This is a genomic window from Clostridium sartagoforme (assembly GCF_004794105.1).
GTDB lineage: Bacteria > Bacillota > Clostridia > Clostridiales > Clostridiaceae > Clostridium > Clostridium sartagoforme_B.
Window position 1 is genome coordinate 356,099 of the sequence record NZ_SRYR01000001.1, and the last position, 25,182, is coordinate 381,280.

The window sequence follows — 25,182 nt, forward strand, 5'->3', positions numbered from 1 at the left end:
TAAGAATCTATAAAAAGGTAAGCGCTAAACTTTTTAGGTACTTTGCAATGGCACTTTATAAATTGTTTTTTTGGAGGTTGAAATTGTGGAATTTAAATATTTTAATAGAATAAGAGAGATACTTAATGAAGTAGAGCACAAAGAAGATAATTCTATGGGTAAAGCTGTTGATATATTAGTAAATACAATATTAAATAAAAAATCTATATTTGTATTTGGAGCCTCACATGCAGGAATAATTACTGAAGAGTTATATTATAGAGCTGGAGGATTAGTATTAATAAATCCTATTTTTGCAAAATCTCTTATGCTTGATACATCACCAATTACAATGACAAGCAATATGGAAAGATTAGTAGGTTATGGAGAAACTATATGTAAAAATGTACCTATGAAAGAGGGGGACATACTAATAGTTCATTCAGTTTCAGGTAGAAATCCAGTTTCTATTGAAATTGCATTAGAGGCAAAGAGACGAAAAGTATCTGTTATTTGTATAACAAACTTAGAATATTCTAAAACTGTTACATCTAGACATCCGTGCGGTAAGAATTTATATGAGGTGTGTGATATAGTTATAGATAACCATGGAGATATAGGTGATGCTTGTGTAGAATTAGATGGGTTAAATCAAAAGGTTAGTCCGTCATCTACTGTTATTGCAGCTACAATAATGAATTCAATAATTGCTGAAGTAACGCAAAAGTTAATTGATAAAGGAATAAGTAAGCCACCAATATTTTATAGTGCTAATATTGATGGTGGTGATGAGCTAAATAGAAATATTTATAACGAGTATAAGGATGCTATACATTATAAATATTAAAATTAACTAATGTAACTTTAATATTGTTGATATACTAAAATAGAAAGTGAACTTATTCACTTTCTATTTTTATTTTTTAATAATATAATAGAATTATAATTATTGGAGGTAATATATATGTTTAGACCGATTTAACAAAATCCTAAAATTATAAAGAACTTGTTGCACAATAAAAATGGAGAATTTAAGGTGGAAAATTAATAAAGTAATTCTATTAGGAGTTTAAAATATAAATTATTTTAGCAATTCCAAAGGGATTAGATCAAAAATTAGTCACTATTAATTGTTCATTATTAATTGAGCTGTTTTTAGGAGGTTTGTTAAATTGAATAAAAGAATAAATATATATTTATTAAATATTATAGTCTTTTTACAAGGATTAGTATTTTATGCTCCAGTAGCAACTATATATAGGGAAAATAGAGGAATATCTATTTCTCAAATATTTTTAATCGAGTCTATATATATGATATTAATAATACTATTAGAGATACCTTGGGGAATATTTGCAGATAAGTATGGTTATAAGAAAACATTAGTATTATCTAATTTAATTTTCTTTATATCTAAGATTGTATTTTTTAAGGCAGATTCCTTTTCTATGTTTTTATTAGAAAGATTTTTACTAGCAGCTGCTATATCAGGACTATCGGGCTGTGATTCTACAGTATTGTACTTATCATTAGATGAAAATGATAATAGTGAAAAAGCTTTTGCAAGGTATGGATTTTTTTCAAATGTTGGATTTTTATTAGGTTCAGTTATATCAACATTTATTATTAATATTTCAATAAATCTTTCAGCTTATTACACTATAATACCCTATGGTTTAGCATTTATTATTTCTCTTTTTCTTTTAGATGTTAAGGGAGAAAGTAAGAAAAGTAAAGGAATACTCTTTAATATTAAGGAGGCAATTAGCAATAAGGAAATTATAATTTTAATTCTAGGTATTGCTTTAGTTGCAGAGGTTGTCCAAAGTATAACAGTATTTTTGAATCAAGGAATATATATAAGAAGTGGTATATATATTAGATATTTTGGAATTATGTTAGCTGGAATTCAAATTATAGGGCTAATATCTGTAAAATCTTATAAAATAACAAGACAGATAGGACAAAGAAAATCAATACTATTATTTATGATATGTATACTAATTAGTTCATTATCTTTAGTATTAATAAAAAATCCAATTTTAGCCTTTATTTCAATAGCTGTAATATCAACAAGTATGGGCTTTATAGAACCTATTTTTATGGATATACAAAATAAATCTATAAAGATTGCAGATAGGGCTACTATATTATCAATTTACTCTATAATTGGAAGTATAGTTTCTGCTATTGTAAGTCCAATAATAGGTATTGCTTCAAATGCTTCATTAGATATTGGGATATTTACATGTTTTATAATAACCTTAATAGCTATTACTTTAATTAATATAAATTATAAAAACTAATATAGTTATAAAGAGATTTAGATAGATAAGAAAAGTTTTTTAGAAGATAGCTTTTAAAGCTATAGTAAAATTGGATTAAAATATATTTGAAATCAGCATGTAGTTTGCAAGTTAAGAGTAAGTTTACTTTTAGCAAACTACATGCTGTTTATAAATTTAATATACTATTTAAATTTATTTGATATACTAGTGTTATAGTTAAAGAAAAGAGGGGAAGAATGAATTTAAAATTTAAAAATATTGATAGCTACAATTATAATGAAGCTATAAACTTAAAAGTGAAAGAAAGCCAGGAAGGTTTTATTGAAACAGTCAGTGAGTGTTTAGGTGAAGCTAAGGAATTATCTTTATGGAGGCCAGTAGGCATATACGATAATAATGAGATTATAGGATTTGCTATGTATGGTTTGTGGAAGAATGAAGACAGCTTGGGTAGGGTCTGGCTTGATAGATTTATGATAGGAGAAAATTTTCAGGGAAATGGATATGGAAAGGTGTCTCTTAAATCTATAATTAATAAGATTGCTAAAGAATATAAGTGTAGTGAAATATATTTAAGTATTTATGAAAATAATACTGTTGCAATAGATTTATATAAAAAGTTTGGATTTGAATTTAATGGTGAGCTTGATAGAAATGGTGAACTAGTTATGAAATTAGAGGTGTAAAATGTTAACTATAAGAGAAGAAGAAATAAAAGACTATAATGAAGTTGAAAAAGTAGTAGAAGAAAGCTTTAAAAATGCTGAATTCTCAGATAAGGATGAACATAATTTAGTTAGAAGATTAAGAAATAGTAATGAATTTATAAAAGAGCTATCTTTGATAGCAGAAGAGGAAAATAAAATATTAGGACATGTGCTTTTAACAAAAGCATTAATTAAAGGAGAAAGTACATCTTATGAAACTTTAGCATTAGCTCCTTTAGCTGTATTACCTGAATATCAAAAGTCTGGTATAGGTAAAAACCTTATGAATAAGGCAATAGAAAGAGCTAGAGAATTAGGATATAAATCAATAGTTATACTAGGACATGAAAATTATTATCCTAAGTTTGGATTTGAAAAGGCTAGTAAATATGGAGTTAAAGCACCTTTTGAAGTTCCAGATGAAGCATATATGATTTTAGAATTATTACCAGGTGGTTTAAATGGGGTTAGTGGAATAGTTGAATATTCTAAGGCGTTTTTTGAGTAGATGCTTAGTAATAAGTCTAAGTAAATGAGTAATTAAGGATATAATTTATCCACCAATATTTAAGAATAAATTAGAAAAAAAGAGCTGTTGCGGGGGAGATTTAAACTCCACTAGCAAGAGCTCTTTTTTACTTTATTTTAATGATTTAAGTTTATTTAATATTTCAAGATACTCTTTTTCTAATAACTCTTTTTTATCAGCATTACTTTCAAAAGATAATAATGAGATTAATTCTGAAAGTTTAGTTTCGAGGATTAGCTTATTTTCCTGAAGTAATTTTTCCTCTTTATTAATCTTAGGTTTATTTTTAAAGTTAATATATCCATCATAACTTCCATCAAATTGAGTTATTTTATTATTATCAATTTCTATTATATTATCACATATGTTAGAAATGAACTTTCTATCATGAGAGACAATTAATAGTGTTTTATCAGTGTTTTTAATGGCATTTTCAAGGGCTTCCATACACTTAATATCTAGATAATTTGTAGGTTCATCAAGGATAATAAGATTATTATCTGATAAAAGAAGCTTACAAATTGCAACTTTAACTTTTTCACCACCACTTAAAGTAGATACCTTTTTAAAAACAGAATCTCCTTTAAATCCAAAGCCATCTAAGTTTATTCTGATAAAGCTTTCTAAATATGAAGAATCAATTTGTATATTTTCTAGGATGCTTTTGTTGGGGTCTAATATATTTTGTTCTTGGTCTAGAAATCCTAAAACAACATTATTAGCTATTTTAATGCTATCATTTTGATTTTTTACTAATTCTTTTAGCAGCGTACTTTTTCCTGAACCATTTTTACCTAATAAAGCTATTTTCTTACCTTTCTTTATTTTAAAGCTTATATCTGATAATAAAACTTTATCATCAATAATAAGGTCAAGATGTTTTACTTCTATAGGATTTTTAGAAGTAAGCTCTAAGCTATCTATTACACTTATCTTTATTAATTTATCTGTCTTGGGCTTTTCTTTTATTTCTAGATGGTCAATCCTACTTTTAATAGCCTTTATATTGTTATCTATATGCTGCTTGGATTTTTGATCTCCCATTTTATGAAGCCTAGCTTCAGAGTTACCCATTCTTTTAGGAGTTTTTCTAATATTATCTCTTTGCTTCTCCTTATTAAATACTGCATTTTCAAGTCGCTTCTTTTCAGTTTTATAGTTAATATATTCAGTGGTTTGTCTTTCTTTTTCTAATTTCTTAAGCTCTAAATATTTTGAATAATTACCTTTATATATATTAACTTTTCCATCTTCAATTTCAAAAATTGTATTACATAAAGTATCTAAGAAATTTCTATCATGGGAGACTAGTAGTAAGGAACCAGGGTGGCTTTTAAACATTTCTTCTAAAGTTTCAATACTAGTACTATCTAGATTAGAAGTTGGTTCATCAGCAATTATTAATTCAGTATTTTTACTTAAAGCATTAGAGATTTTAAGTTTTACTTTTTCTCCACCAGATAGGTGGTTTTTATATTCATCTGGAGCATTAAATATGCTTTTAATCTTACTTGAAGTAGATTCTTCATCTAAATGGTCAAGCTGACTTATATAAGAAAAACTTTTAGTTAAAGATATACTTCCTGAATCCACAGATTCTTTTCCAATTAAAATTTTTAATAAGGTACTTTTACCAACTCCATTAGGACCAACTAATCCTATTTTATCACCAGATAGTATTTCAAGTTTCTTTATATCTAATAATAATCTATCACCATAATATTTTTTTACATTGTTTAATAATGCTAATTGCATAAAAAAATCCCTCCTTATTTTGGGAGAGAGTTATAGACTTATAAAAAGGCAACACAAATAAACCTCTAGTCATAATCTACTCTCCATAAATTTGTGCATAATAAATAAGCCTAAGACCTTCTATGCACTAAAATTAATTAAAGTAGATTACATTCTCATTGTTGAAATTACCTTTTCCTTTCCAAATTTGATATTTACATAAGATATTTTATCTCATACATATAGTATATACAATATTATAATTTTTAGATAGAAAAAATTATAGAAAGTTTAATAGAATATTTTTAGACCTTTAGTATATAAGTTGTAATAAAGTTTTCCATTTTATTAAATTAGTTCAGATAAAAAATATTGCAATTAAGTAAAATACAGAATCAACTTATATAAAAATTAAAAGATTGCAGCTTTCAATTAATGTAATTTACACTTTAAAATTATTTTTAATTCAAAATAATATAGGCACTTAAAATGTAGATTGTTTATTGAAACTTATATATAATGATATAATTAATAGTAATCACTTAAAAGGAAGTAGGGATTATGAGTAAGATTATTAAAAAAGAAATCAATAAATTAATGAAGAAAGAAAATAAGATAATTAATAAAAAAAGAAGCAAGATAATTAAAGATAAATTAGATCCAGTATCAGAAAAAATAGAAGAGAAGATTCCAGAAAAATTGAAGGGAACTTTAGAAAGTGCTTTTTATAATGCCTTTAAGATAGTTTTTCAAAAGGGTAGCAAGTATATAGAAAAGTTATATGATAAGGAAAAATTAAAATTAGATCATGATATAAATAATTATTCATTAAATAAAAGAATGACAAGAAAAAGCTTAAAATTACTCGATTCTCAAGGAAAGAAAAGTAATTTAATTAATTCAGCTATTTCAACTATTGAAGGTGTAGGACTTGGAGTTTTAGGAATAGGAATACCTGATATTCCATTATTTATTTCAATGATACTTAAAACTGTATATGAAATTGCATTAAGTTATGGATTTAGTTATGAAGAAGATAATGAAAAAATATATATTTTAAATTTAATTAATGTGGCATTAACTAGTGAAGATGAGAAATTAATATATAGTGAAAAGTTAAATGATATAGAAAGAAAAATAACTTTAGGATTAGAACTAGAAAATCTTCTAGATGAGGAAATTAAAGAGACCTCTAGAGTATTATCAAATAATTTATTAATAGCTAAGTTTATTCAAGGACTTCCTATTGTTGGGGTACTAGGAGGAATAACTAACTATCAATATCTAACTAAGGTAAGTAAGTATGCACGAATTAAGTATAAGAAAAGATATTTGACTAAATATTAATTAGTAATTTCTTAGGAAAATACTAATTATTTAAGAAAGGTGAATAAATGAAAAAAACAATAGGAATACTTGCTCACGTAGATGCTGGTAAAACAACATTTTCTGAGCAAGTACTTTATCATACAAATACTATTAGGAATAGGGGGAGGGTGGATCATAAAACTTCTTTTTTAGATACTAATAATATAGAAAAAGAAAGAGGAATTACTATATTTTCTGACCAAGCAATATTTGAAATAAATGATTCAACCTATTATTTACTTGATACCCCTGGACATATTGATTTTAGCTCAGAGATGGAGAGGACATTAAGTATTTTAGATTATGCAATATTGATAGTTAGTGCAGTTGAAGGAATACAAGGCCATACTGAAACTATTTGGAATTTATTAAGAAAATATAATGTACCAACCTTCTTTTTTATAAATAAAATTGATAGAACAGGTGCAGATTTAGAGAAGATAATTGAAGAAATAAAAGGAGACTTAACTGAGGATATATGCTACATAAATAAGTTGAGGGATATAGATGAAGAAATAATAGAGTTCATATCTGAAAGAGACGATATCCTATTAGAGAAATATTTAAATGGTGATTATGAAGAAGAAGAAGAATGGATATTAGCTTTAAAGACTCTTATTAAAGAAAATAAAATCTTTCCGTGTCTTTCAGGTAGTGCTCTTCAAGATGAAGGTATAGAAAATTTCTTAAATATTTTTAATGAGTTAACTATTACTAATTATAATGAAGTAAGTGATTTTTCAGGTAGGGTTTACAAAATAAAATATGATGATAATGGTACTAGGCTTACTTTTATAAAAGCCTTAAGTGGAAGTTTAAAGGTTAGGGATGAGGTATCTTATGGAAAAGATGATGAGATAATAGAGAAAGTAAGTAGCATAAGAATTTATAATGGTAATAGATTTTCTACAGTTGATAAGGTTGTAGCTGGCGATGTTTTTGCAGTTACTGGATTAACTATGGCAGAAGCAGGTAGTGGAATTGGAGAGCTAAAGGATTGTATAGATTTCAATATGGTACCAACATTAATGTCAAAAGTTATCTGTGATTCTTCTTATAATGTAAAAGATATATTAAGGTATTTTAGGATTTTAGAAAGTGAAGATCCAGCATTAAATGTAAATTGGAATGAAGCTCTTCAAGAAATTCAAGTATCTATAATGGGGAAAATTCAATTAGAAGTATTAAAAGAAGTGGTAGAGGAAAGATTTAATTTAAAGGTAGACTTTGGGCCTTGTGAGATTATGTATAAGGAAACTATAGGGAATATATCCTATGGATATGGTCACTTTGAGCCATTAAAGCATTATGCAGAAGTTCATTTAAAACTAGAAGCTAATAATAGAGGAGAAGGTATAACCTTTGAAAATAAATGCCATGCAGATGATTTAACTACAGGACATCAGAATTTAATTAAGACTCATATTTTCGAAAGAGATCATCATGGGCTATTAACAGGATCACCTATTACAGATATAAAATTTACATTACTAACGGGAAGGGCCCACAATAAACATACTGAAGGTGGTGACTTTAGAGAGGCTACCTTTAGAGCAATTAGGCAAGGATTAGAAAAAATAGAAAATATGCTTTTAGAGCCATATTATAAATTTAAGATAGATGTTGATTTAGAATATATGGGAAGAGTAATTTCTGATATTCAAAGGTTAAAGGGTAGTTTTAATCCTCCAGATAATAAGTTAAACAAGGTTACTATAACAGGAAGAGGTCCAGTATCTACTTTCATGGATTATAGTGCAGAAATACTTACTTTTACTAAGGGAAAAGGGAGTATAAATTTAATTTTTGATGGATATGATGTATGTCATAACAGTGAAGAAGTAATAGAAAGATTAGAATATAATAAAAATGCAGATATAGAATATTCATCTAGCTCAGTATTCTGCTCAAAAGGACAAGGTTTTATAGTACCTTGGGACAAAGTCGAAGAATATATGCACTGTGATAAAATGCGAATTATTTAATCAATTAAAGAATGAAAAAATTAAAAAATGTTAATAACAATCTTTACAGATTTTTATTAAGGCATCTATAAATAAAAGAGGTTTTGCATAGCAAAACCTCTTCCTTCATTCTTTCATTATTTTAATTTTTTCATTTTAAAACAAGTGTGCATAAAGTTTATTACCCTCTTCAAATACAGTAACAGTGAAGTAGTTCCATGGAACTACAGTTGCTCCAACTCTTGAAACGGCAGCTCTTATTTTAAAACTTGAGCCAGTGTTTGTTTTAGAGTTTGGACCTTCATAGGTAACTTTATCTAGTCTTACAACCATTTCTTCACCAGGGCTTAATTCCATTTGTTCTCTTAGTGAATTTAAATCTTTAATTAGCTTTTCTTTATCTTCATTAGTAATTGAAGTATACCCTTTTTCAGTATTAGTATCTATAGAAACTAAGTAATCAAAAACAGATTGGTCTTCATTTAAATATAAATATAATAAATCTTTTACAAAATCCATTTCTTTATATTCCCCTGTTACATGACTAATTCCTTGTCGATCATCATAAATATCATCTCCAACATTAATTAGAGATATGTCCTTAGTGGAAGTATAAACTTTGTTTAAAGCTTCAAAATCAGTGATTTTAATAGGCTCATCTTCTTTTGAGACTTCATCTTCTGTAGTTGTACCCTCAACAACATTTTTATCCATAGGTGTCTCTTTAAATAATGAGCAAGAAGTCAAGTTAAAAGATAAAGATAAAACAATAATTCCTAATAATATTTTTTTGTTCATAAATTCTCCTTTAAATGCGTAGTTTAAAATGATTGCAAGATAGTTAATTTGTAAAATTAAAATTAAATCTATACGATTACTATCCTTTAAAGTAATTGTAAGATAAAATAGTTCAAAAGTAAATTAACAAAAAGTTAATTAATAATTTCTGTAAAAGTTGATTAATTTACAGTTTATTAATATAATTAAGTATATAAAATATACATTAGGAGGAAAAATTATGTCAGTTAAAATGTTGCATACTTGCATAAGGGTAATGGATTTAGAAAAATCTTTAAAATTTTATCAGGAGGCTTTAGGACTTATAGTAACTAGAAGAAAAGATTTTCCAGAGCATAAATTTAGTTTAGTATATTTATCAAATGAAGTAGGTGGATATGAAATAGAACTTACTTATAATTATGATGTTGAAAAACCTTATGAGCTAGGAAATGGATATAGTCATATGGCAGTAGAAGCAGAAGATTTAGAAGCTATGAGAGAAAAACATGTAGCTTTAGGTTACGAAGTAACACCATTTAAGGGATTACCAGGAACAAAGCCATCTTATTATTTTGTTACAGATCCAGATGGATATAAAATTGAAGTAATTAGGGCAAAATAATAGGGTCAATTAGATAATGCAATAAAAATGGTATATAATTGAAATATAATTTAAAGGATGAAGGTGAATATTATGAGCAAAATATCAATAATTGGAGCAGGAGCAATTGGAGCAACCACAGCCTTTGCCTTACAACAAAAACAAGTTGCAAGGGAAATAGTTATTAATGATGTCAATCAAGAAAAAGCCCTTGGAGAAGTTTTAGACTTAATCCATGGAAGCGCTTTAAATAGTCCTTGTACTGTTACCTTAGGAGCTTTAGAAGATACTAAGGATTCAGATATAATCATTATTACTGCAGGTGTAGCTCAAAAGCCAGGAGAAACTAGATTAGATTTAGTTGATAGGAATTATAAAATATTTAAAAGCTTTGTGCCAACAATAGCAAAGTTAAGTCCAGATGCTATTTTATTAGTTGTATCTAATCCAGTGGATATACTAGCGTATATGACTTACAAACTATCAGGGTTCCCTAAGGAAAGAGTAATAGGTTCTGGAACAGTATTAGATACAACAAGATTAAGAAGTTTACTTGGGAAATATCTTGGAATAGATGGTAGAGTAGTTCAAGGCTATGTTTTAGGTGAACATGGTGATAGCGAATTTGTTCCATGGTCATCATTAACTATAGGAAATATTCCAATAAAAGATTTTTCAAATCAACTTTCAATTGAGTGGGATGAAGCAACAGAAAAAATTATTGCTGATGATGTAAAGAATGCAGCTTATGAAGTTATTAATAGAAAAGGTGCAACAACATTTTCTGTAGCAGCAGTACTAACTAGAATAGTTGAAGCATTATTAAAGGATGAAAAGACAATTCTATCAGTTTCAACATTATTAAATGATTATTGTGGAGTTAATGAAACATATTTAAGTGTTCCAACAATAGTAGGTAAAAATGGTGTTGAAAGAGCATTATCAATAGAGTTTTCTGAAGAAGAAGAAGGAAAGTTTGTTAATTCAGCTAAGCTAATGAAACAATATATTGATAGAATAAATGAAAACTAAATAAAAAATAGTTAAAAGGAACAGTAGATAATGAATCCAAAAGCCATTATATACTGTTCCTTTTTAATTAACAATCTTTTAATAGCATTTATAGAAAATAAGTTTAATTTAAGTAAGGGAAAATAAACCACAAATGTTTCTTAAATGTTAAATTTTACTTGTTAATTAATTCATTAAGGAATAGCCCCTTCATTTTAGGTATATTTTAAAATGCTAAACATATTATTATATAGTTATTTTATCAATTTTATATAGGGGATGATCTGTTGAAGAATTTTTATAATACTATTTTTAAAAATAAATTAATACGTAATTTAATTATAGTTATATTCTCTTTTTTTATTATATACATAGGCATATCCATGTATTTTTCAAAGCACTTTTTCTTTAATACTATAGTAAATGGAGTTGATTTATCATTTAAAGATAAAAATTCTGTAACTACTAGCTTTAGTAATTTTTTAGAGGAGTATAGTATTGAGATTGTAGATAGAAATGGTGAAAGCCAAATTATAAAAGACAATATTTTAGAAAAGGGAAAGATGTTAGACTCTGAAGAAGCAATATTTAAAGATATAAAAAGTAAACAAAATTCATTGATATGGATAACTTCTTTATTTAAAAAGAATCAATATAATATTGATAATATTTATAGTATTGATGAAAAAGAACTATTAGATATAGTAAATGAGTTAAATGTCTTTAAAGGAGAAATTGTTTCCCCTAAAAATGTAAGCTTTGTATATAAGGATGGCAAATATGAAATAGTAGAAGAAGTATATGGTAATGAAGCTAATAAAGAAAGAGTTTATGAAGGAATAAAAACAGCTTTATTAAATGGAAAAACATATATTAACTTAGATGAAGAAGGATGCTATGAAAGTCCTAAATATACTATTAATTCTGATAAAACAAAGGAAGTAGAAAAGGAACTAAGTAAGTATATTTCTACTAATATAACATATGTATTTGGAGAGGAAAAAGAGGTTTTATCTGGGGAGAGAATTAATAAATTTATTACAGTAAATGATGATTTAGAAATTGAATTAAGTAAGGAAGAAATAAGACTTTATATTAAAGAGTTAAGTGATAAGTATAATACTGTTGGAATTACTAGAGAATTTAAAACATCTATAGGTAGTACAGTTGAAGTTGAAGGAGGTTATTATGGATATAAGATAAATTCTGTTGCTGAAACTAGTTTGCTGACAGAAAATATTAAGAATGGAGCAGTATTAGAAAAGGAACCTTCCTATAGCCAAAAAGCCTTACTTAGAGGTGAAAATGATATTGGGGATACTTATGTTGAAATAAATTTAACTAGGCAGTATATGTGGTTTTATAAAGAAGGAAAAATCATAGCTCAAGGTGGTATTGTTACAGGAGATCCTAGAAAGGGAAATTCAACTGAAACAGGAACTTATATGCTTAACTATAAGCAAAAAGAAGCTACACTTAGAGGAGCTAATTATGAGGCAAAGGTTAATTATTGGATGCCCTTTAATGGTAATGTTGGAATTCATGACGCTAGCTGGAGATATAACTTTGGGGGACAAGTATATTTAAGCAATGGAACGCATGGATGTGTTAATGCCTCTTTATCATTAGCCAAAAAAATATATGAAAATATAGAAGAAGGTACACCAGTAATTTGCTATGAAGATAAATAATAAAATCAAAATAACAATTTATTAATAAAATGTTCTAAAAGAAAAGCAATATAAATAATATATTATATGTAAATAAGCCAGTTATAATTGATAATGCATAATTGATAATTAATGATAAAACTCCTTCGGGAGTTTTTTATAAATAATTTGTTTTAGCAAAGACCTAGGAATTACATCAAAAATTATCAATTACTAATTATCAATTTGGTTTAAGAATTATAATTTCATAAGGGGGCTTAATAATGACTAATTTTAAGAGAAGGGTGATATCAACTGCTATCAGTATAATAATGTTATTTACATTACTAGTAGGGATAGGACCTTCTGTAGTACTTGCTAACAATACAGGTAGTGAAGATGTAAGGGAAGCATTGCTTCAAAAACTTCAGGGAAAAGTAGATTCTAGTGATATCTATAATAATATAGATAAGCTAGAAAAGGATAAAGAAAACTTAGGATTAGAAAAGGAAGGAAACCCAGAGGAAAGGATAAGAGTTATTGTAGAACTTCAGGAAAGACCTGCTACTTTAAAATTAGAAGATGGCATTCAGCCAGACGAAAAATTAATTGATGAAGTTAAGGAAGCACAAAAGCCTATTCAAGAAGAAGCAGAAAATAAAACAGGTGAAGAAGTAAGACATACTTATGGAAACTTAATAAATGGTTTCTCTATGGATTTAAAACGAAAAGATATAGAAAAATTAGAAGAGATTGAAGGCGTAAAATCTGTAAGTGAAGCTAGAATCTATTATCCAGATATGTCAACTGCAAAAGAGTTTACTCAAGCTACTACTGTATGGAAGGATTATGGATATAAGGGAGAAGGACTTGTTGTTTCAGTAATCGACACAGGTATAGATTATACACATAAAGATATGAAATTAACAGATGCATCTAAAACTAAAATAAAGGAATCAGATGTAAATGAGGAAATTGGAAATTTCTTCACTGATAAAATTCCTTATGGATACAACTTTGCTGATGGTGATAATAAGGTAATAGATGCTTCGGGAAGTATGCATGGAATGCACGTAGCAGGGATTGTTGGTGCTAATGCAAGTGACGAAGAGGTAAATGGAAATGTAGGAATACAAGGGGTTGCACCTGAGTCACAACTTCTAGCTATGAAGGTATTTAGCAATAATAGTAAAGTAAAAGGGGCTTATTCAGATGATATTATAGCAGCTATTGAAAAATCTGTTGAACTTAATGCAGATATTATTAATATGTCATTAGGGTCTTCAGCTGGTTATAGAAATGAAGTTGCACCAGAGCAAGTAGCTATAAAGAATGCTACAGATGATGGAGTAATATGTGTTGTATCAGCTGGTAACTCTACAACATCAACAGCTCCATATATTATAGATGGAATTAGCGATGTTGGAGTAGTTGGTTCTCCAGGACTTGCTAAAGATGCACTTCAAGTTGCAAGCTCTGAAAATTCAAGTATTACTTTACCGGCATTAACAGCTAATATAGATGGAAAAGAATCTATAATTGGATACACACAAGCTGATGTAGAGCCTTTAAATATTTTTAAAGATGATGAAAAGTTGTCTTTAGTTTTTGTTAATAAGGGTGCTGTTAGTGATTATTCAGGAAAAGATTTAAAGGGTAAGGTAGCGCTAATAGAAAGAGGAGATATAAGTTTTGTTGAAAAACAACTTTTTGCTCAAGATTCTGGTGCTGTTGCAGCAGTAATATTTAATACAACTCCAGATGAATATATAAATATGGCTACTGATCCTTCAGTAACTATACCTTCAATATTTATTAATGGAACTGATGGTAATTTATTAAAGGATAATGTAGATAAAGCTTATATTAACTTTAATGATAAGGTTGCAGTTAAAGAAAATAGTGCAGCTGAAGAAATGTCTGAATTTACTTCTTTTGGACCGGCTCCAAATTTAGAATTTGCACCACAAATAACAGGACCAGGTGGAAATATATATTCTACATTAAATGATGATAGATATGGTAGTATGAGTGGAACATCTATGGCTGCTCCGCATGTAGCAGGTGCTACAGCCCTAATAATAGAAGGGTTAAAGGACAAAGGGATAACTTTAGAAGGAAGAGAGTTAGTTGAATTTGTTAAGAAGTCTATAATAAATACAGCAAAACCTCTATATGAATTTACACCTGTGAGAGAAGAGATTCCTTATTCTCCAAGAAGACAGGGAGCAGGAATTCTTCAAGCAAAATCAGCTATAGATAATAGAGTACTTGCTGTAGGAAAAGATAATGAGGCAACTATTTCATTAAAAGAGATAGGTGAAAAAACTGAATTTGAAATAAATCTAAAGAATTATTCAAATAGAGATGAGAAATATAAAGTTAAATCTCTAGGAGAGGTATTAACTGCTTTTGAGCCAAGCATGATAGGAGGTCCAGTTTTAGGTGGATATACAGATTTTGATGTTATTTTAGATGGAGCTAGTCTTGATTTTAGCGCTGATAATATAACTGTACCAGCTAATGGAGAAGCTAAAGTAAAAGTAACTTTAAATATTCCAAGTGGTAGTGTTTCAAATAATTTTGTAGAAGGATTTATAAACTTTGAAGCGATAAATGAAGCTACACCATCTTTAGTAGTTCCATATATGGGTTACTATGGAGATTGGGCAGAGGAGCAAATAATAGATGGAGCAGCATGGGATAGTGATAATGTATATATGGTACCTAGCTTTGCAGCTACTAAAGTATTAGGAGAATATAACTATTTAGGTTTTGATGGAAAGTCATCTTCAGGAATTATAATAAATCCTGATAAGATAGCAATATCTCCAAATGATGATGAAGTATTTGATTCTTTAACACCTGCACTATATCTATTAAGAAATGCAAAAGAGGTTAATGTAGACTTATTAGATGAAAATAAGAATCTTATTCAAGAGAAAATAAATGGAGATATAGAGTTAAGAAAGAAGATTTTCTCTAGTGAGAATGGAGATATTCCATCATTACTTGAAGGCTTATCCTGGGATGGAAAAGTCTATAATAAATCAACTGGAAATAAGGAAGTTGCTAAGGAAGGACAATATTATTTAAATTATAAAACTAAGGTAGATGGAACAGATACCTTCCAAGATTTCATTATACCTGTTAAAGTGGATATTACTCCAATTAAGACTACACTAGAGTCTAGTGCAAATCCAGATCCGGGGAATTATGAACTTAAAATTGGTTTTAATGGAGAGCTTAAAGCTAATAAAGTTGAGGCTTTAGTATTATTTATTAACGGCAAGGAAGTTAGCAAATATAGTTTAAATGAGGATTTATTAAGTTCTAATTTAACTTTAAATAATGGTTCAGTAAATATAGTAGAAGTTGCAACTTTAGATAGTGCTGGAAATGAATCTTATGATAAGTATGAGATAGTTACATCAGATATTAAGCCAGAAGTAACAGTGGTAGATTTCCCTATAGGAGAAGCTCTTAATAATAATGAATTATTAGTTAAGGGTGAATATAAAGGTAATGTTAAAGAAATACTTGTAAATGGCGAATTAGTAGACAAAATGGAAGATGGTATTTTTGAGAAGAATATTATCTTAAATGAAGGATATAACGATGTTAGAGTACAAGCTAGAAGTAGTACTGGAGAACTATTATTTGATAAGGTATATAAGACATTCTGTGATACAGTAGCACCTGAAATTAATATATTTGAACCAATAGTTAATGATAAGGGTGAAGCAATAACTTCTAAAGATATTATTAAGCTTAAGGGTGAAGTAAGTGATAATACTGAAGGATATAAATTATTTGTTAATGGTGAATATAAATTTAGTGTTTCATTAGATGGAGCTAAAGGAAAAGAAGATACTCTTAGAGACTTTGAATATGATGTTAAAGTTAAAAATGGCGATATTATTACAGTAAAGGCAATTGACTTACTTGGAAATGAAAGTTCTAAGAAGATAAAAGTAATAGTTGATAAGAGCATACCAGAAATTGAAATAGCTGGAGTTTCAAATGCTAAGGTTTATAATAAAAATGTTAAACCAAGTGTAGTAGTAACTCCTGACAATGCAAAGGTTACTGTAACTTTAAATGGAAGTCCATATAGCTTTGAAGAAATTACTGCTGAAGGAAATTATCTTTTAGAAGTTGTAGCAGTAGGAGAAAATGGGGTTGAAGCTAAGAAATCTATAAGCTTTGCTATTGATAAAACGGCACCTATAATACAAGTAGTTGGAGTAGAAAATGGAAAGCATTATAATTCTAATATCTCTCCAAAAGTTACAGCAAATGAGGAAGCAAATATTAATCTTTGGATAAGTTATGAAGGAAGTGAATTGGCAGCTTATAATAGTGAAACATTAATTGATGAAGGAAATTATATTATTAAAGCTAGAGCATTAGATAAAGCAGGGAATGAATCTATATTAGAATATAAATTTACTATAGATAAGACTGCACCTGTAATAACAATAGATGGAATAGCAAATGGAATGAAGTACGATAAGGAAGTAAAGGCAGTAATTAAGAGTAGTGAAGATGGAGAAATAAAAGCTACAATTAATGATAATCCTTATAACGGAGAAGTTATAATAGAAGATGGTGAATATATTATTAAAGTAGTAGCAAAGGATTTAGCTGGAAACACTTCTGAAAAATCAGTTAAGTTTAGTATTAAATTACCTGACTCAGTTATTATTAAACCAAATCCAACCCCTAAGCCAACTCCTAAACCAGATCCAAAGCCTGGTATAGGTGGTGATAAAGTAACTGATGAAAATGGTGGAGAAGATACAAATAATACCTTAGAACTAGGAAAAGGTAATTTACCTAAGACAGGAAGTGAAAATTACTATTACCTTATAGTTATAGCTATAGGAACTTTAGTAGTAGGCACAGTATTTATTCTTAAGAAAAAGAAAGTAGAAGAAAATAAAAACTAAGATTAAGTTAGACTATATTAATATAGATAAATAGATATAATAGGAAATAAAAGCAAAACAGAGATAATGGTAAATATAGGGATAGGGTTTGAGTTAAAAGACTTAAATCCTATTTTTTATAGATTTTAAAATAAATATTCATGGGCAAAATAACTAAGATTATATATTAATTTTGGAGGTGCCTAATGAAGAAGTTAGAGAATAAAATAGCACTAGTAACATCCTCAACAAGAGGAATTGGATTAGCCATTGCAGAAAGGATTGGAGATAATGGAGCCAAGGTTTATCTAGCAGTACGAAGACCAGAAGCAGGAAGAGAAATAGCCAATAAAATTATAGCAAAGGGTGGCAATGCAGATGTAGTATATTTTGATGCAAAGAAGCCAGAAACATATAAGACTATGATAAGGGAAGTTATAGAAAAGGATAAAAGGTTAGATATATTAGTTAATAATTATGGTGGGACAGATGTAAAGGTGGATTTAGACGTAGTTAATGGAAATGAGGATGAATTTTTTAGAATAGTTAAAGATAATCTTCAAAGTGTTTATTTACCATCTAAAGAGGCTATTCCATATATGATAAAAAATGGTGGTGGAAGTATTATAAATATATCGACTATAGGATCTGTAATACCAGATTTATCAAGAGTCGCTTATGTTGTTTCAAAAGCTGCTATTAACTCATTAACACAAAATATAGCTATTCAATATGCTAGAGATAAAATTAGATGTAATGCTGTTTTGCCAGGATTTATTGCAACTGACTCAGCAAAAGATAATATGTCAGAAGAGTTTTTAAATGCTTTTCTAAAACATGTACCATTAAATAGAGCAGGAGAAGCTGAGGATATTGCAAATGCTGTAGTATTTTATGCAAGTGATGATTCATCTTATATAACAGGGAATTTATTAGAAGTAGCTGGAGGCTTTGGAATACCAACACCACTTTTTGGTGATTCAATAAGAAAATAATATGGGAAAATATACAATTTGGTAAAAATATGTTATAATGTATAAAAGGGGGAGTAATTATGAAAGATGAAAGAGTATCATTACTTATTAAGTCAATAATTTGGGGTGTAGTTTGGCTTGGATTAGCTGCATTAATAGGTTTAATAATAACTAAGGTAACATCTTATAAAGATTACGAAAGTGTATTATTTATTGAAGGATTAATACTAATTTTTGTTGGGATTTTTGCTTCAATTTCAGGAGACCCCATGGGACTTTCATTGCAAGGCTTAGGTCAAAGTAATGCTCAATATATAGCAAATGCAAATTTAGAAGTGTCAAAGATGAGTAGGGAAAAGGTTAGTGGAAAAATCAATATAGGGTTTGCACTTAGCACATTCTCACTTGTAATAGGTGGAGTACTTTCAGCTGCCATAACCTTTATAATATAATTAGAAATTTAAATTATGATAAAATAAGGAACTTAATTATATATATTAGGTTCCTTAATTATATAAAAATAATTTTAAATTATTTTTATTGGCCTTTTTTCTTCTATTTCAGCAGATTCAATAGCACTTTTTTTAGTGGTGGTATGAGAACATATAGAAATGAAATAAATATATAATTTGCATTAAGTTATTTTTCATTATTCAATATTCATTTTACATTGTGAGATAACATTAGTTATGTTATTTTATTATTAAATAATAACTTTTATTAATTAGCTCTTGCCATAATACTAAGTCTTATAGTATCATTGAGTTAATTAAAATAAGAAAAACAAGTAGGAATGAAGTAATTACGGAGGAAATAATGTTAAATATAGGATGTCATTTATCAACAACAAAAGGTTTTGAAAATATGGGAAAAGAAGCATTAGAAATTGGAGCTAATACTTTTCAATTCTTTACTAGAAACCCTAGAGGTGGAAAAGCTAAAGATATAGATATGAAGGATATGGAGGGGCTTTTAAAAATAGCTAAAGAAAATAACTTTGCAACTATTTTAGCTCATGCACCATATACATTAAATGCATGTTCTGCTGATGAAAGAACTAGAGAATTTGCAAGAGAAATGATGGAAGATGATTTGAATAGAATGGAGCTTATGCCAAATAATTTATATAATTTCCATCCAGGAAGTCATGTTAAACAAGGGGTAGAGGTTGGAATAAACTACATAGTAGATTTATTAAATAATGTTTTAAGAGAAGATCAAACTACAACAGTTTTATTAGAAACTATGGCTGGAAAAGGTTCAGAGGTAGGTAGAACTTTTGAAGAAATAGCTGAGATTATCTCTAGAGTTGAGTTAAAAGATAAAATGGGAGTATGTTTAGATACTTGCCATATATATGATGCAGGATATGATATTGTTAATAACTTAGATGGAGTTTTAGAAGAATTTGATAGAGTAATTGGATTAGATAGATTAAAAGCAATTCATTTAAATGATAGCAAAAACCCATTTAAAAGTCATAAGGATAGACATGAAAAAATTGGAGAAGGATTTGTTGGATTAGATGCAATAACTAATATAATTAATCATCCAAAACTTAAGCATTTACCATTTTTCTTAGAAACACCTAATGAGTTAGATGGTTATGCAAAGGAAATAGAATTATTAAGAAGTAGATACCAAGGATAATTTTATAACTTTATTTTATAGTGGCTATGTAGGCTGATTTTAGCTTATATGGCTACTACTTTTTTATTTTCTTGATAGATTACATATCTTTAGATTATAATTGATATTTAGAAAGGTGTGTTTTTAGTGGAAGATTTAATAAAAGCAATTAGAGAAATTATTAATGAAGAAGTAATAAAGGTTGTTGTTAGTAACAAATTAAATAAAGATGTTAAATATAATAAGATAAATATTGAATTAAAGAGCAATAAAAAAGGAAAGAAGTATTATCAAGTTGAAAGCTTTACTGATAAGCAAGTTTTTCATGAAAATATTGAATCTAATGAATTAGAAAAAAAACTAATTGATTTAGTACATAATAATTATAAGCAACTTGGTGCTTGGACTAATACTACTACCTTTGATTTAAAGATATCAAAAAAGGGAAAAGTGTTTTTAGGTAAAAAGAAGACTGATAACAAGAGCTTAGCTAATAAAAGTCATAATAAAGAAAAGAATTACATTTTAAAAGAAGGTATGATAATTGAGCCTTTAATAGATTTAGGTGTTTTTACTAAGGAAGGTAAGGTTATTAATTCAAAGTACGATAAGTATAAGCAAATTAATAGATTTATAGAAATAATTGATGATGAAATAAGAAAAAATAATTATAAAGAACTTACTATATTAGATTTTGGTTGTGGAAAATCATATTTAACCTTTGTTCTATATTATTATTTTGTAGAAATTAAAAATATTAAGGTTAAAATGATAGGACTAGATTTAAAAGAAGATGTTATAAAGAAATGTAATGAAATTGCAAAAAGATATAAGTACGATAATTTACATTTTGAACTTGGAGATATAAATGGATATAAGTATGAGAATAATGTTGATATGGTAATAACATTACATGCTTGTGATACTGCTACAGATTATGCTTTATACAATGCTATTAAGTGGAAAGCTAAAATGATTTTTTCAGTTCCATGTTGTCAGCATGAATTTAATTCTCAGATAAAGCCAGAATCCTTATCAATTATTTCAAAATATGGTATAATTCAAGAAAGAGTTTCTGCTTTAATGACAGATGCTGTACGTGGAAATTTACTTGAAGCAGCAGGATATAAGACTCAACTTTTAGAGTTTATAGATATAGCTCACTCACCTAAAAATATTTTAATAAGAGCATCGAAATCTAATATATCTTTAGATAAGAAAGAAAAAGCTTTAAGTGAAGTTGATAATTTAACAAAGGAATTTAACTTTAATCCAACATTATTAAATTTGTTAAAAAGCGATAAATTAATATAATCTACAGTGCTGTACTTTAATTAAGGTGCAGCATTTTTTATATTACAAGAAATAATAAATAATTTATTCTGTAGATAAGTATTTATAATCTAATCCTTTAGAATTCAAGAATATAAATATAAGTTTGTTATGGGTTAGATCAAGGCTAGATAATAATCAAGATTATATATTTACTTAGTTAGTGATTAAGTTACTAAAAGTAAGATTAGAATAATATAAAATAGAAGATAAGAGGAGGAATTACTATGGAAAAAGACTCAATAAAATATAAGATAAAAAATAAGCTAAATAGAGAGTTTATAGGACAAAAAGATTTTTTTGATGAAATAACAAATTATTTTATCTCAAAGATTGATAAAAATGAAAAAGGAATTTTATTAATATCAGGTCAAAGAAATACATTTAAAAAAGTATCTATTAGGTATGTATTTGAAGAATTATATAAAGAAAAATTAATTACTAAGAAAAGACTTGAAGAAATAGATCTAGCTTCATATAACTTTAATTTAGGATATAATGCTTTTTTAAGTGATTTATATGAAATGCTTAATAGTGATAAATCAGAAGGGATAATGTTTAAGAATGTAGAGAAGGCATCAGATGAAATAATAAAAGTTTTATCAAAGATACAACCTGATTCATGTATTAACCTAAAAAATAACTATACAATAAAGAATAAATTTTTAGTTGAAGCAGAAAAAGACGAAAAAAATACAATAAATCAATTTATTTGCCATAGTAAATTCTTTATATTTGTTTATAATTATGAAGATAAAAATGAAATAGATGAGGTAATTGAAAATACCTTTACTAATATAGATAAAGTATTGACTACAAAAGAGCTTACAGAAGGAGAAAAAAACTCTATTATAAGAAAAAGACTAAATAATGAAATAGAAAAGATAAAAAGTAATTTTGGAATACAAATAGTTTTAGGATTTAAGGATGCCACTTTAGATAAAGATAGGTATGGAGTTTGTGAGTACCTACAAAATTCTTTTAGTAAAAAAGGAAGCTTTGATATTAGTGAATACATTAATTATACTTTTAGTCATCCAATTATAAATTTAATAAATAAAGAAGGCTTAAGGCAAGGAGATAAAGCTTTAGTTTATGTAGAAAATAATGATTTAAGATGTAGAGTTAATAGTACAGTTTATAGATTATTAAAGTATTCAGTACCTACATTAGAAGAGGTTAAATATAAGCTTGAATCCATGATTGGAGTTAAGGAATTAAAGGAATTTTTATTAAATATAGAAAACAATCATAAAGTGCAAAAAATTAGAGAAAAGCTTGGACTTAGAACTTCATATATATCATTAAATATGATTTTTGCAGGAAATGCAGGGACAGGAAAAACCAATGCAGCTAGAATAACGTATGATTATTTGAATGCTTTAGGATTATTGTCTAAAGGAACATTAGTTGAAGTTAGTAAGGCAGATTTCATTTCTGATAATGTAAGTGAAACAGCAAAAAGAACTAATGATATTATAAAGTCAGCCTTAGGAGGCGTTTTATTTATTGATGAAGCTTATTCTTTATATGAAGGTGAAGAGGATAGGGTTGGAAAAGAAATTGTAGATGCTTTAATTAAGGGAATTGAAGATAATCGAAACAATTTAATTGTTATACTAGCAGGATATGAAAAAGATATGGAAGAGTTTTTAGGGGTAAATCAAGGTCTTAAATCTAGATTCCCTAATATTATTCATTTTGAAGACTATACTCCTACTGAAATGTATGAAATAGCTCTTCAAATAGCTAAATCTAAGGGCTATAGGATTTCTAAAAATGTTAAGAATGATTTGATAGATTTATTTACTAGAAATCAGCTTACTGGAAAAAATGATTTAGGTAATGCAAGATTTGCAAGAAATATAATTGAAAATGCTATTATTTATTCCTCTAGAAAATACTTAAATAATAATAAAAGTGAAATAGATCTTTTAGAGAGAGAAGATTTTAACTTTAAAGCTAATGCCAAGTTTGATTTAGAAGAAAAGCTAAATAATATTATAGGGCTTGAAGATGTTAAAAATCTTTTAAGAAGTCAATATAAGTTATTAATAGCTCAAGAAAAAAGAAAATCTGTTGGAGTAAATACAGAAATAGAGCAAAACTTAAATATGGTTTTTGCAGGCAATCCAGGTACTGGTAAAACCAGTATAGCAAGATTAGTTGCAGAGATGCTAAATAGTATGGGATTATTAAAGATTGGTCAATTAGTTGAATGTGATAGATCAAGCTTTGTTTCCAATATTCCAGGAGAAACCGCTAAGAAAACAGAAGAAAAATTTAGAGAAGCATTAGGTGGAGTTTTATTTATAGATGAGGCATATACTTTAGCTAATGATAGCTTAGGTAGGGAAGCAATAGAAACTTTATTAAAGCTTATTGAAGATAATTCAAGAGAGGTAATAGTGATATTAGCTGGTTATGAAGAAGAAATGGAGAATTTCTTCGATGTAAATATAGGGCTTAGATCAAGATTTCCTTTATGGACTAACTTTAAGGACTATAATCCAAATGAACTTCTGGAAATGTCTATTAGGTTAATTGAAGGTAAGGGATTTAAGTTATCTAAAAATGGATACAGTTCATTAAAGAAAAGTTTTGTTGATATTTATGAAAATTCAGATTCACAATCTGGAAATGGGAGAATGGTTAGAAACTATGTTGAAAACCTAATAAGAGAACAAAGTATTAGAATAGTTGAAGAGGATACCAGTGCATATGAAATAAATTTAATTACTGCAAAGGATATAGAGAAATTAAATACTTCTCAATATGATAATGAGTTTGATTTAGAAAAACATTTGAAAAGTTTAGTTGGTAATGAAGAAGCTAAGGAGTTTTTAAGAAATCAGTATAAGCTTATTAGAGTAAAGGAAAAGAGAAAAAAGCTAGGATTATCTACTGATATTAATAGATATATGAATATTATATTTACAGGAAAAGTTGGTACAGGAAAGAAGACTGTATTGAATATTTTTTCAGAAATATTATATAGTATGGGAATAATAAAAGCTAAAAATATAGTTGAAATAAATAAAGATGAAGCAATAGATTGTATAAATAATAATAAATCTTTTGAAGAAGTTCTAAATAAACAAATAGGAAAAGTAATATATATTGATGGAGCTGAATTCTTACTAAAACCTTATACTAATAAAATAATAAAAGACTTAATTAAATTTATGGATAAGAACAGCAATAATTCAGTATTAACCCTATCAGGTAAAGAAGAAGATATTAGAAAACTAATGAATATAAATCCAGAACTTAATTATAGATTTTCTTCAATGCTAAACTTTAAAGATTATAGTAAAGAAGAATTGGTATATATGGCAATGGGAATATTAGAAAGTAAAGGATATGTATTAGATATTAATTCAGATAATGATTTATCTAGCACAATACATGAATTATACGAAAATGAAAAATTAACTTTAAGGAATGCTCTAATGGTAAAGCAGTATCTAGATATATTAATTAGAGAGCAAAGTATAAGAATATGTGATACGAAAATTAATAATAAAGAAATAAACTTAATTATGACTCAAGATATAATTAAGAGTAAGGAAAAATTCTTACAAAAAAATGTTTTTATTAATAAATAAAATAGCAAATATCCTATTGATATAATCTAAATTTTGCGAAGCAAAATAATGAAAAATTAATAATGAAGAATGAAGAATGAAGGAAAAAACTCCTTTAG

General features: G+C 27.4%; 17 protein-coding genes. 15 read left to right on the plus strand and 2 right to left on the minus strand.

Annotated elements, in window-relative coordinates:
• Positions 1-85 precede the first annotated feature (85 nt).
• The 4 genes from E5347_RS01490 (at position 86) to E5347_RS01505 (ending at position 3,482) form a co-directional block, all read left to right on the plus strand.
• Positions 86-826: an SIS domain-containing protein gene (locus tag E5347_RS01490; protein ID WP_136003871.1), complete on the plus strand. Its 741-nt coding sequence runs from the start codon at positions 86-88 to the stop codon at positions 824-826.
• A 325-nt stretch (positions 827-1,151) separates the two neighbouring features.
• A complete protein-coding gene (locus E5347_RS01495) occupies positions 1,152-2,285 on the plus strand; it encodes an MFS transporter (RefSeq protein WP_136003873.1) in 1,134 nt (377 codons plus the stop codon).
• Positions 2,286-2,503: 218 nt separating this feature from the next.
• Entirely contained in the window at positions 2,504-2,953 is a 450-nt protein-coding gene (locus E5347_RS01500; RefSeq protein WP_136003875.1) for a GNAT family N-acetyltransferase, read from the plus strand.
• A gap of 1 nt (position 2,954) precedes the next feature.
• The gene (locus E5347_RS01505) at positions 2,955-3,482 is read left to right on the plus strand and encodes a GNAT family N-acetyltransferase (protein ID WP_136003877.1); all 528 of its coding nucleotides are present in this window, start codon (positions 2,955-2,957) and stop codon (positions 3,480-3,482) included.
• Between the two features lie 132 nt (positions 3,483-3,614).
• Here E5347_RS01505 and cplR read toward each other — a convergent pair whose 3' ends face one another.
• The gene (gene cplR / locus E5347_RS01510) at positions 3,615-5,258 is read right to left on the minus strand and encodes an ABC-F type ribosomal protection protein CplR (protein WP_136003879.1); all 1,644 of its coding nucleotides are present in this window, start codon (positions 5,256-5,258) and stop codon (positions 3,615-3,617) included.
• A gap of 540 nt (positions 5,259-5,798) precedes the next feature.
• Between cplR and E5347_RS01515 the strand changes: the two genes are divergently transcribed.
• A complete protein-coding gene (locus tag E5347_RS01515) occupies positions 5,799-6,584 on the plus strand; it encodes an EcsC family protein (protein WP_136003881.1) in 786 nt (261 codons plus the stop codon).
• 47 nt (positions 6,585-6,631) lie between these two features.
• A complete protein-coding gene (locus E5347_RS01520) occupies positions 6,632-8,590 on the plus strand; it encodes an elongation factor G (RefSeq protein ID WP_136003883.1) in 1,959 nt (652 codons plus the stop codon).
• A gap of 135 nt (positions 8,591-8,725) precedes the next feature.
• On the opposite strand, the gene E5347_RS01525 is transcribed toward E5347_RS01520, so the two are convergent.
• Positions 8,726-9,367, minus strand: coding sequence for a hypothetical protein (locus E5347_RS01525; protein WP_136003885.1), 642 nt, complete (start codon positions 9,365-9,367; stop codon positions 8,726-8,728).
• A 220-nt stretch (positions 9,368-9,587) separates the two neighbouring features.
• Between E5347_RS01525 and gloA the strand changes: the two genes are divergently transcribed.
• The 9 genes from gloA (at position 9,588) to E5347_RS01570 (ending at position 25,084) form a co-directional block, all read left to right on the plus strand.
• Positions 9,588-9,971, plus strand: coding sequence for a lactoylglutathione lyase (gloA, locus tag E5347_RS01530; RefSeq protein WP_136003887.1), 384 nt, complete (start codon positions 9,588-9,590; stop codon positions 9,969-9,971).
• A gap of 72 nt (positions 9,972-10,043) precedes the next feature.
• Positions 10,044-10,982, plus strand: coding sequence for an L-lactate dehydrogenase (locus E5347_RS01535; protein ID WP_136003889.1), 939 nt, complete (start codon positions 10,044-10,046; stop codon positions 10,980-10,982).
• A gap of 362 nt (positions 10,983-11,344) precedes the next feature.
• Positions 11,345-12,652 (plus strand): L,D-transpeptidase family protein, encoded by a 1,308-nt coding sequence (locus tag E5347_RS01540; protein WP_136003891.1) that lies wholly within the window; start codon positions 11,345-11,347, stop codon positions 12,650-12,652.
• Positions 12,653-12,894: 242 nt separating this feature from the next.
• Positions 12,895-17,562, plus strand: coding sequence for a S8 family serine peptidase (locus tag E5347_RS17150; RefSeq protein ID WP_136003894.1), 4,668 nt, complete (start codon positions 12,895-12,897; stop codon positions 17,560-17,562).
• Between the two features lie 185 nt (positions 17,563-17,747).
• On the plus strand, positions 17,748-18,536 hold the full coding sequence (gene hdhA / locus E5347_RS01550) for a 7alpha-hydroxysteroid dehydrogenase (protein ID WP_136003896.1): 789 nt from the start codon (positions 17,748-17,750) through the stop codon (positions 18,534-18,536).
• 59 nt (positions 18,537-18,595) lie between these two features.
• The gene (locus E5347_RS01555) at positions 18,596-18,967 is read left to right on the plus strand and encodes a hypothetical protein (protein WP_136003898.1); all 372 of its coding nucleotides are present in this window, start codon (positions 18,596-18,598) and stop codon (positions 18,965-18,967) included.
• Between the two features lie 364 nt (positions 18,968-19,331).
• The gene (locus E5347_RS01560; protein WP_136003900.1) at positions 19,332-20,165 is read left to right on the plus strand and encodes a deoxyribonuclease IV; all 834 of its coding nucleotides are present in this window, start codon (positions 19,332-19,334) and stop codon (positions 20,163-20,165) included.
• Positions 20,166-20,291: 126 nt separating this feature from the next.
• Positions 20,292-21,458 (plus strand): class I SAM-dependent methyltransferase, encoded by a 1,167-nt coding sequence (locus tag E5347_RS01565; RefSeq protein ID WP_136003903.1) that lies wholly within the window; start codon positions 20,292-20,294, stop codon positions 21,456-21,458.
• Between the two features lie 245 nt (positions 21,459-21,703).
• On the plus strand, positions 21,704-25,084 hold the full coding sequence (locus E5347_RS01570) for an AAA family ATPase (protein WP_136003905.1): 3,381 nt from the start codon (positions 21,704-21,706) through the stop codon (positions 25,082-25,084).
• Positions 25,085-25,182: the final 98 nt, after the last annotated feature.

Coding starts and splice junctions, on each gene's coding strand:
- E5347_RS01570 (WP_136003905.1), top strand. CDS start 21,704: ATGGAAAAAGACTCAATAAAATATAAGATAAAAAATAAGCTAAATAGA.
- E5347_RS01520 (WP_136003883.1), top strand. CDS start 6,632: ATGAAAAAAACAATAGGAATACTTGCTCACGTAGATGCTGGTAAAACA.
- E5347_RS01525 (WP_136003885.1), bottom strand. CDS start 9,367: ATGAACAAAAAAATATTATTAGGAATTATTGTTTTATCTTTATCTTTT.
- E5347_RS01505 (WP_136003877.1), top strand. CDS start 2,955: ATGTTAACTATAAGAGAAGAAGAAATAAAAGACTATAATGAAGTTGAA.
- E5347_RS01555 (WP_136003898.1), top strand. CDS start 18,596: ATGAAAGATGAAAGAGTATCATTACTTATTAAGTCAATAATTTGGGGT.
- E5347_RS01560 (WP_136003900.1), top strand. CDS start 19,332: ATGTTAAATATAGGATGTCATTTATCAACAACAAAAGGTTTTGAAAAT.
- E5347_RS01540 (WP_136003891.1), top strand. CDS start 11,345: ATGTATTTTTCAAAGCACTTTTTCTTTAATACTATAGTAAATGGAGTT.
- E5347_RS01535 (WP_136003889.1), top strand. CDS start 10,044: ATGAGCAAAATATCAATAATTGGAGCAGGAGCAATTGGAGCAACCACA.
- hdhA (WP_136003896.1), top strand. CDS start 17,748: ATGAAGAAGTTAGAGAATAAAATAGCACTAGTAACATCCTCAACAAGA.
- gloA (WP_136003887.1), top strand. CDS start 9,588: ATGTCAGTTAAAATGTTGCATACTTGCATAAGGGTAATGGATTTAGAA.
- cplR (WP_136003879.1), bottom strand. CDS start 5,258: ATGCAATTAGCATTATTAAACAATGTAAAAAAATATTATGGTGATAGA.
- E5347_RS01500 (WP_136003875.1), top strand. CDS start 2,504: ATGAATTTAAAATTTAAAAATATTGATAGCTACAATTATAATGAAGCT.
- E5347_RS01515 (WP_136003881.1), top strand. CDS start 5,799: ATGAGTAAGATTATTAAAAAAGAAATCAATAAATTAATGAAGAAAGAA.
- E5347_RS17150 (WP_136003894.1), top strand. CDS start 12,895: ATGACTAATTTTAAGAGAAGGGTGATATCAACTGCTATCAGTATAATA.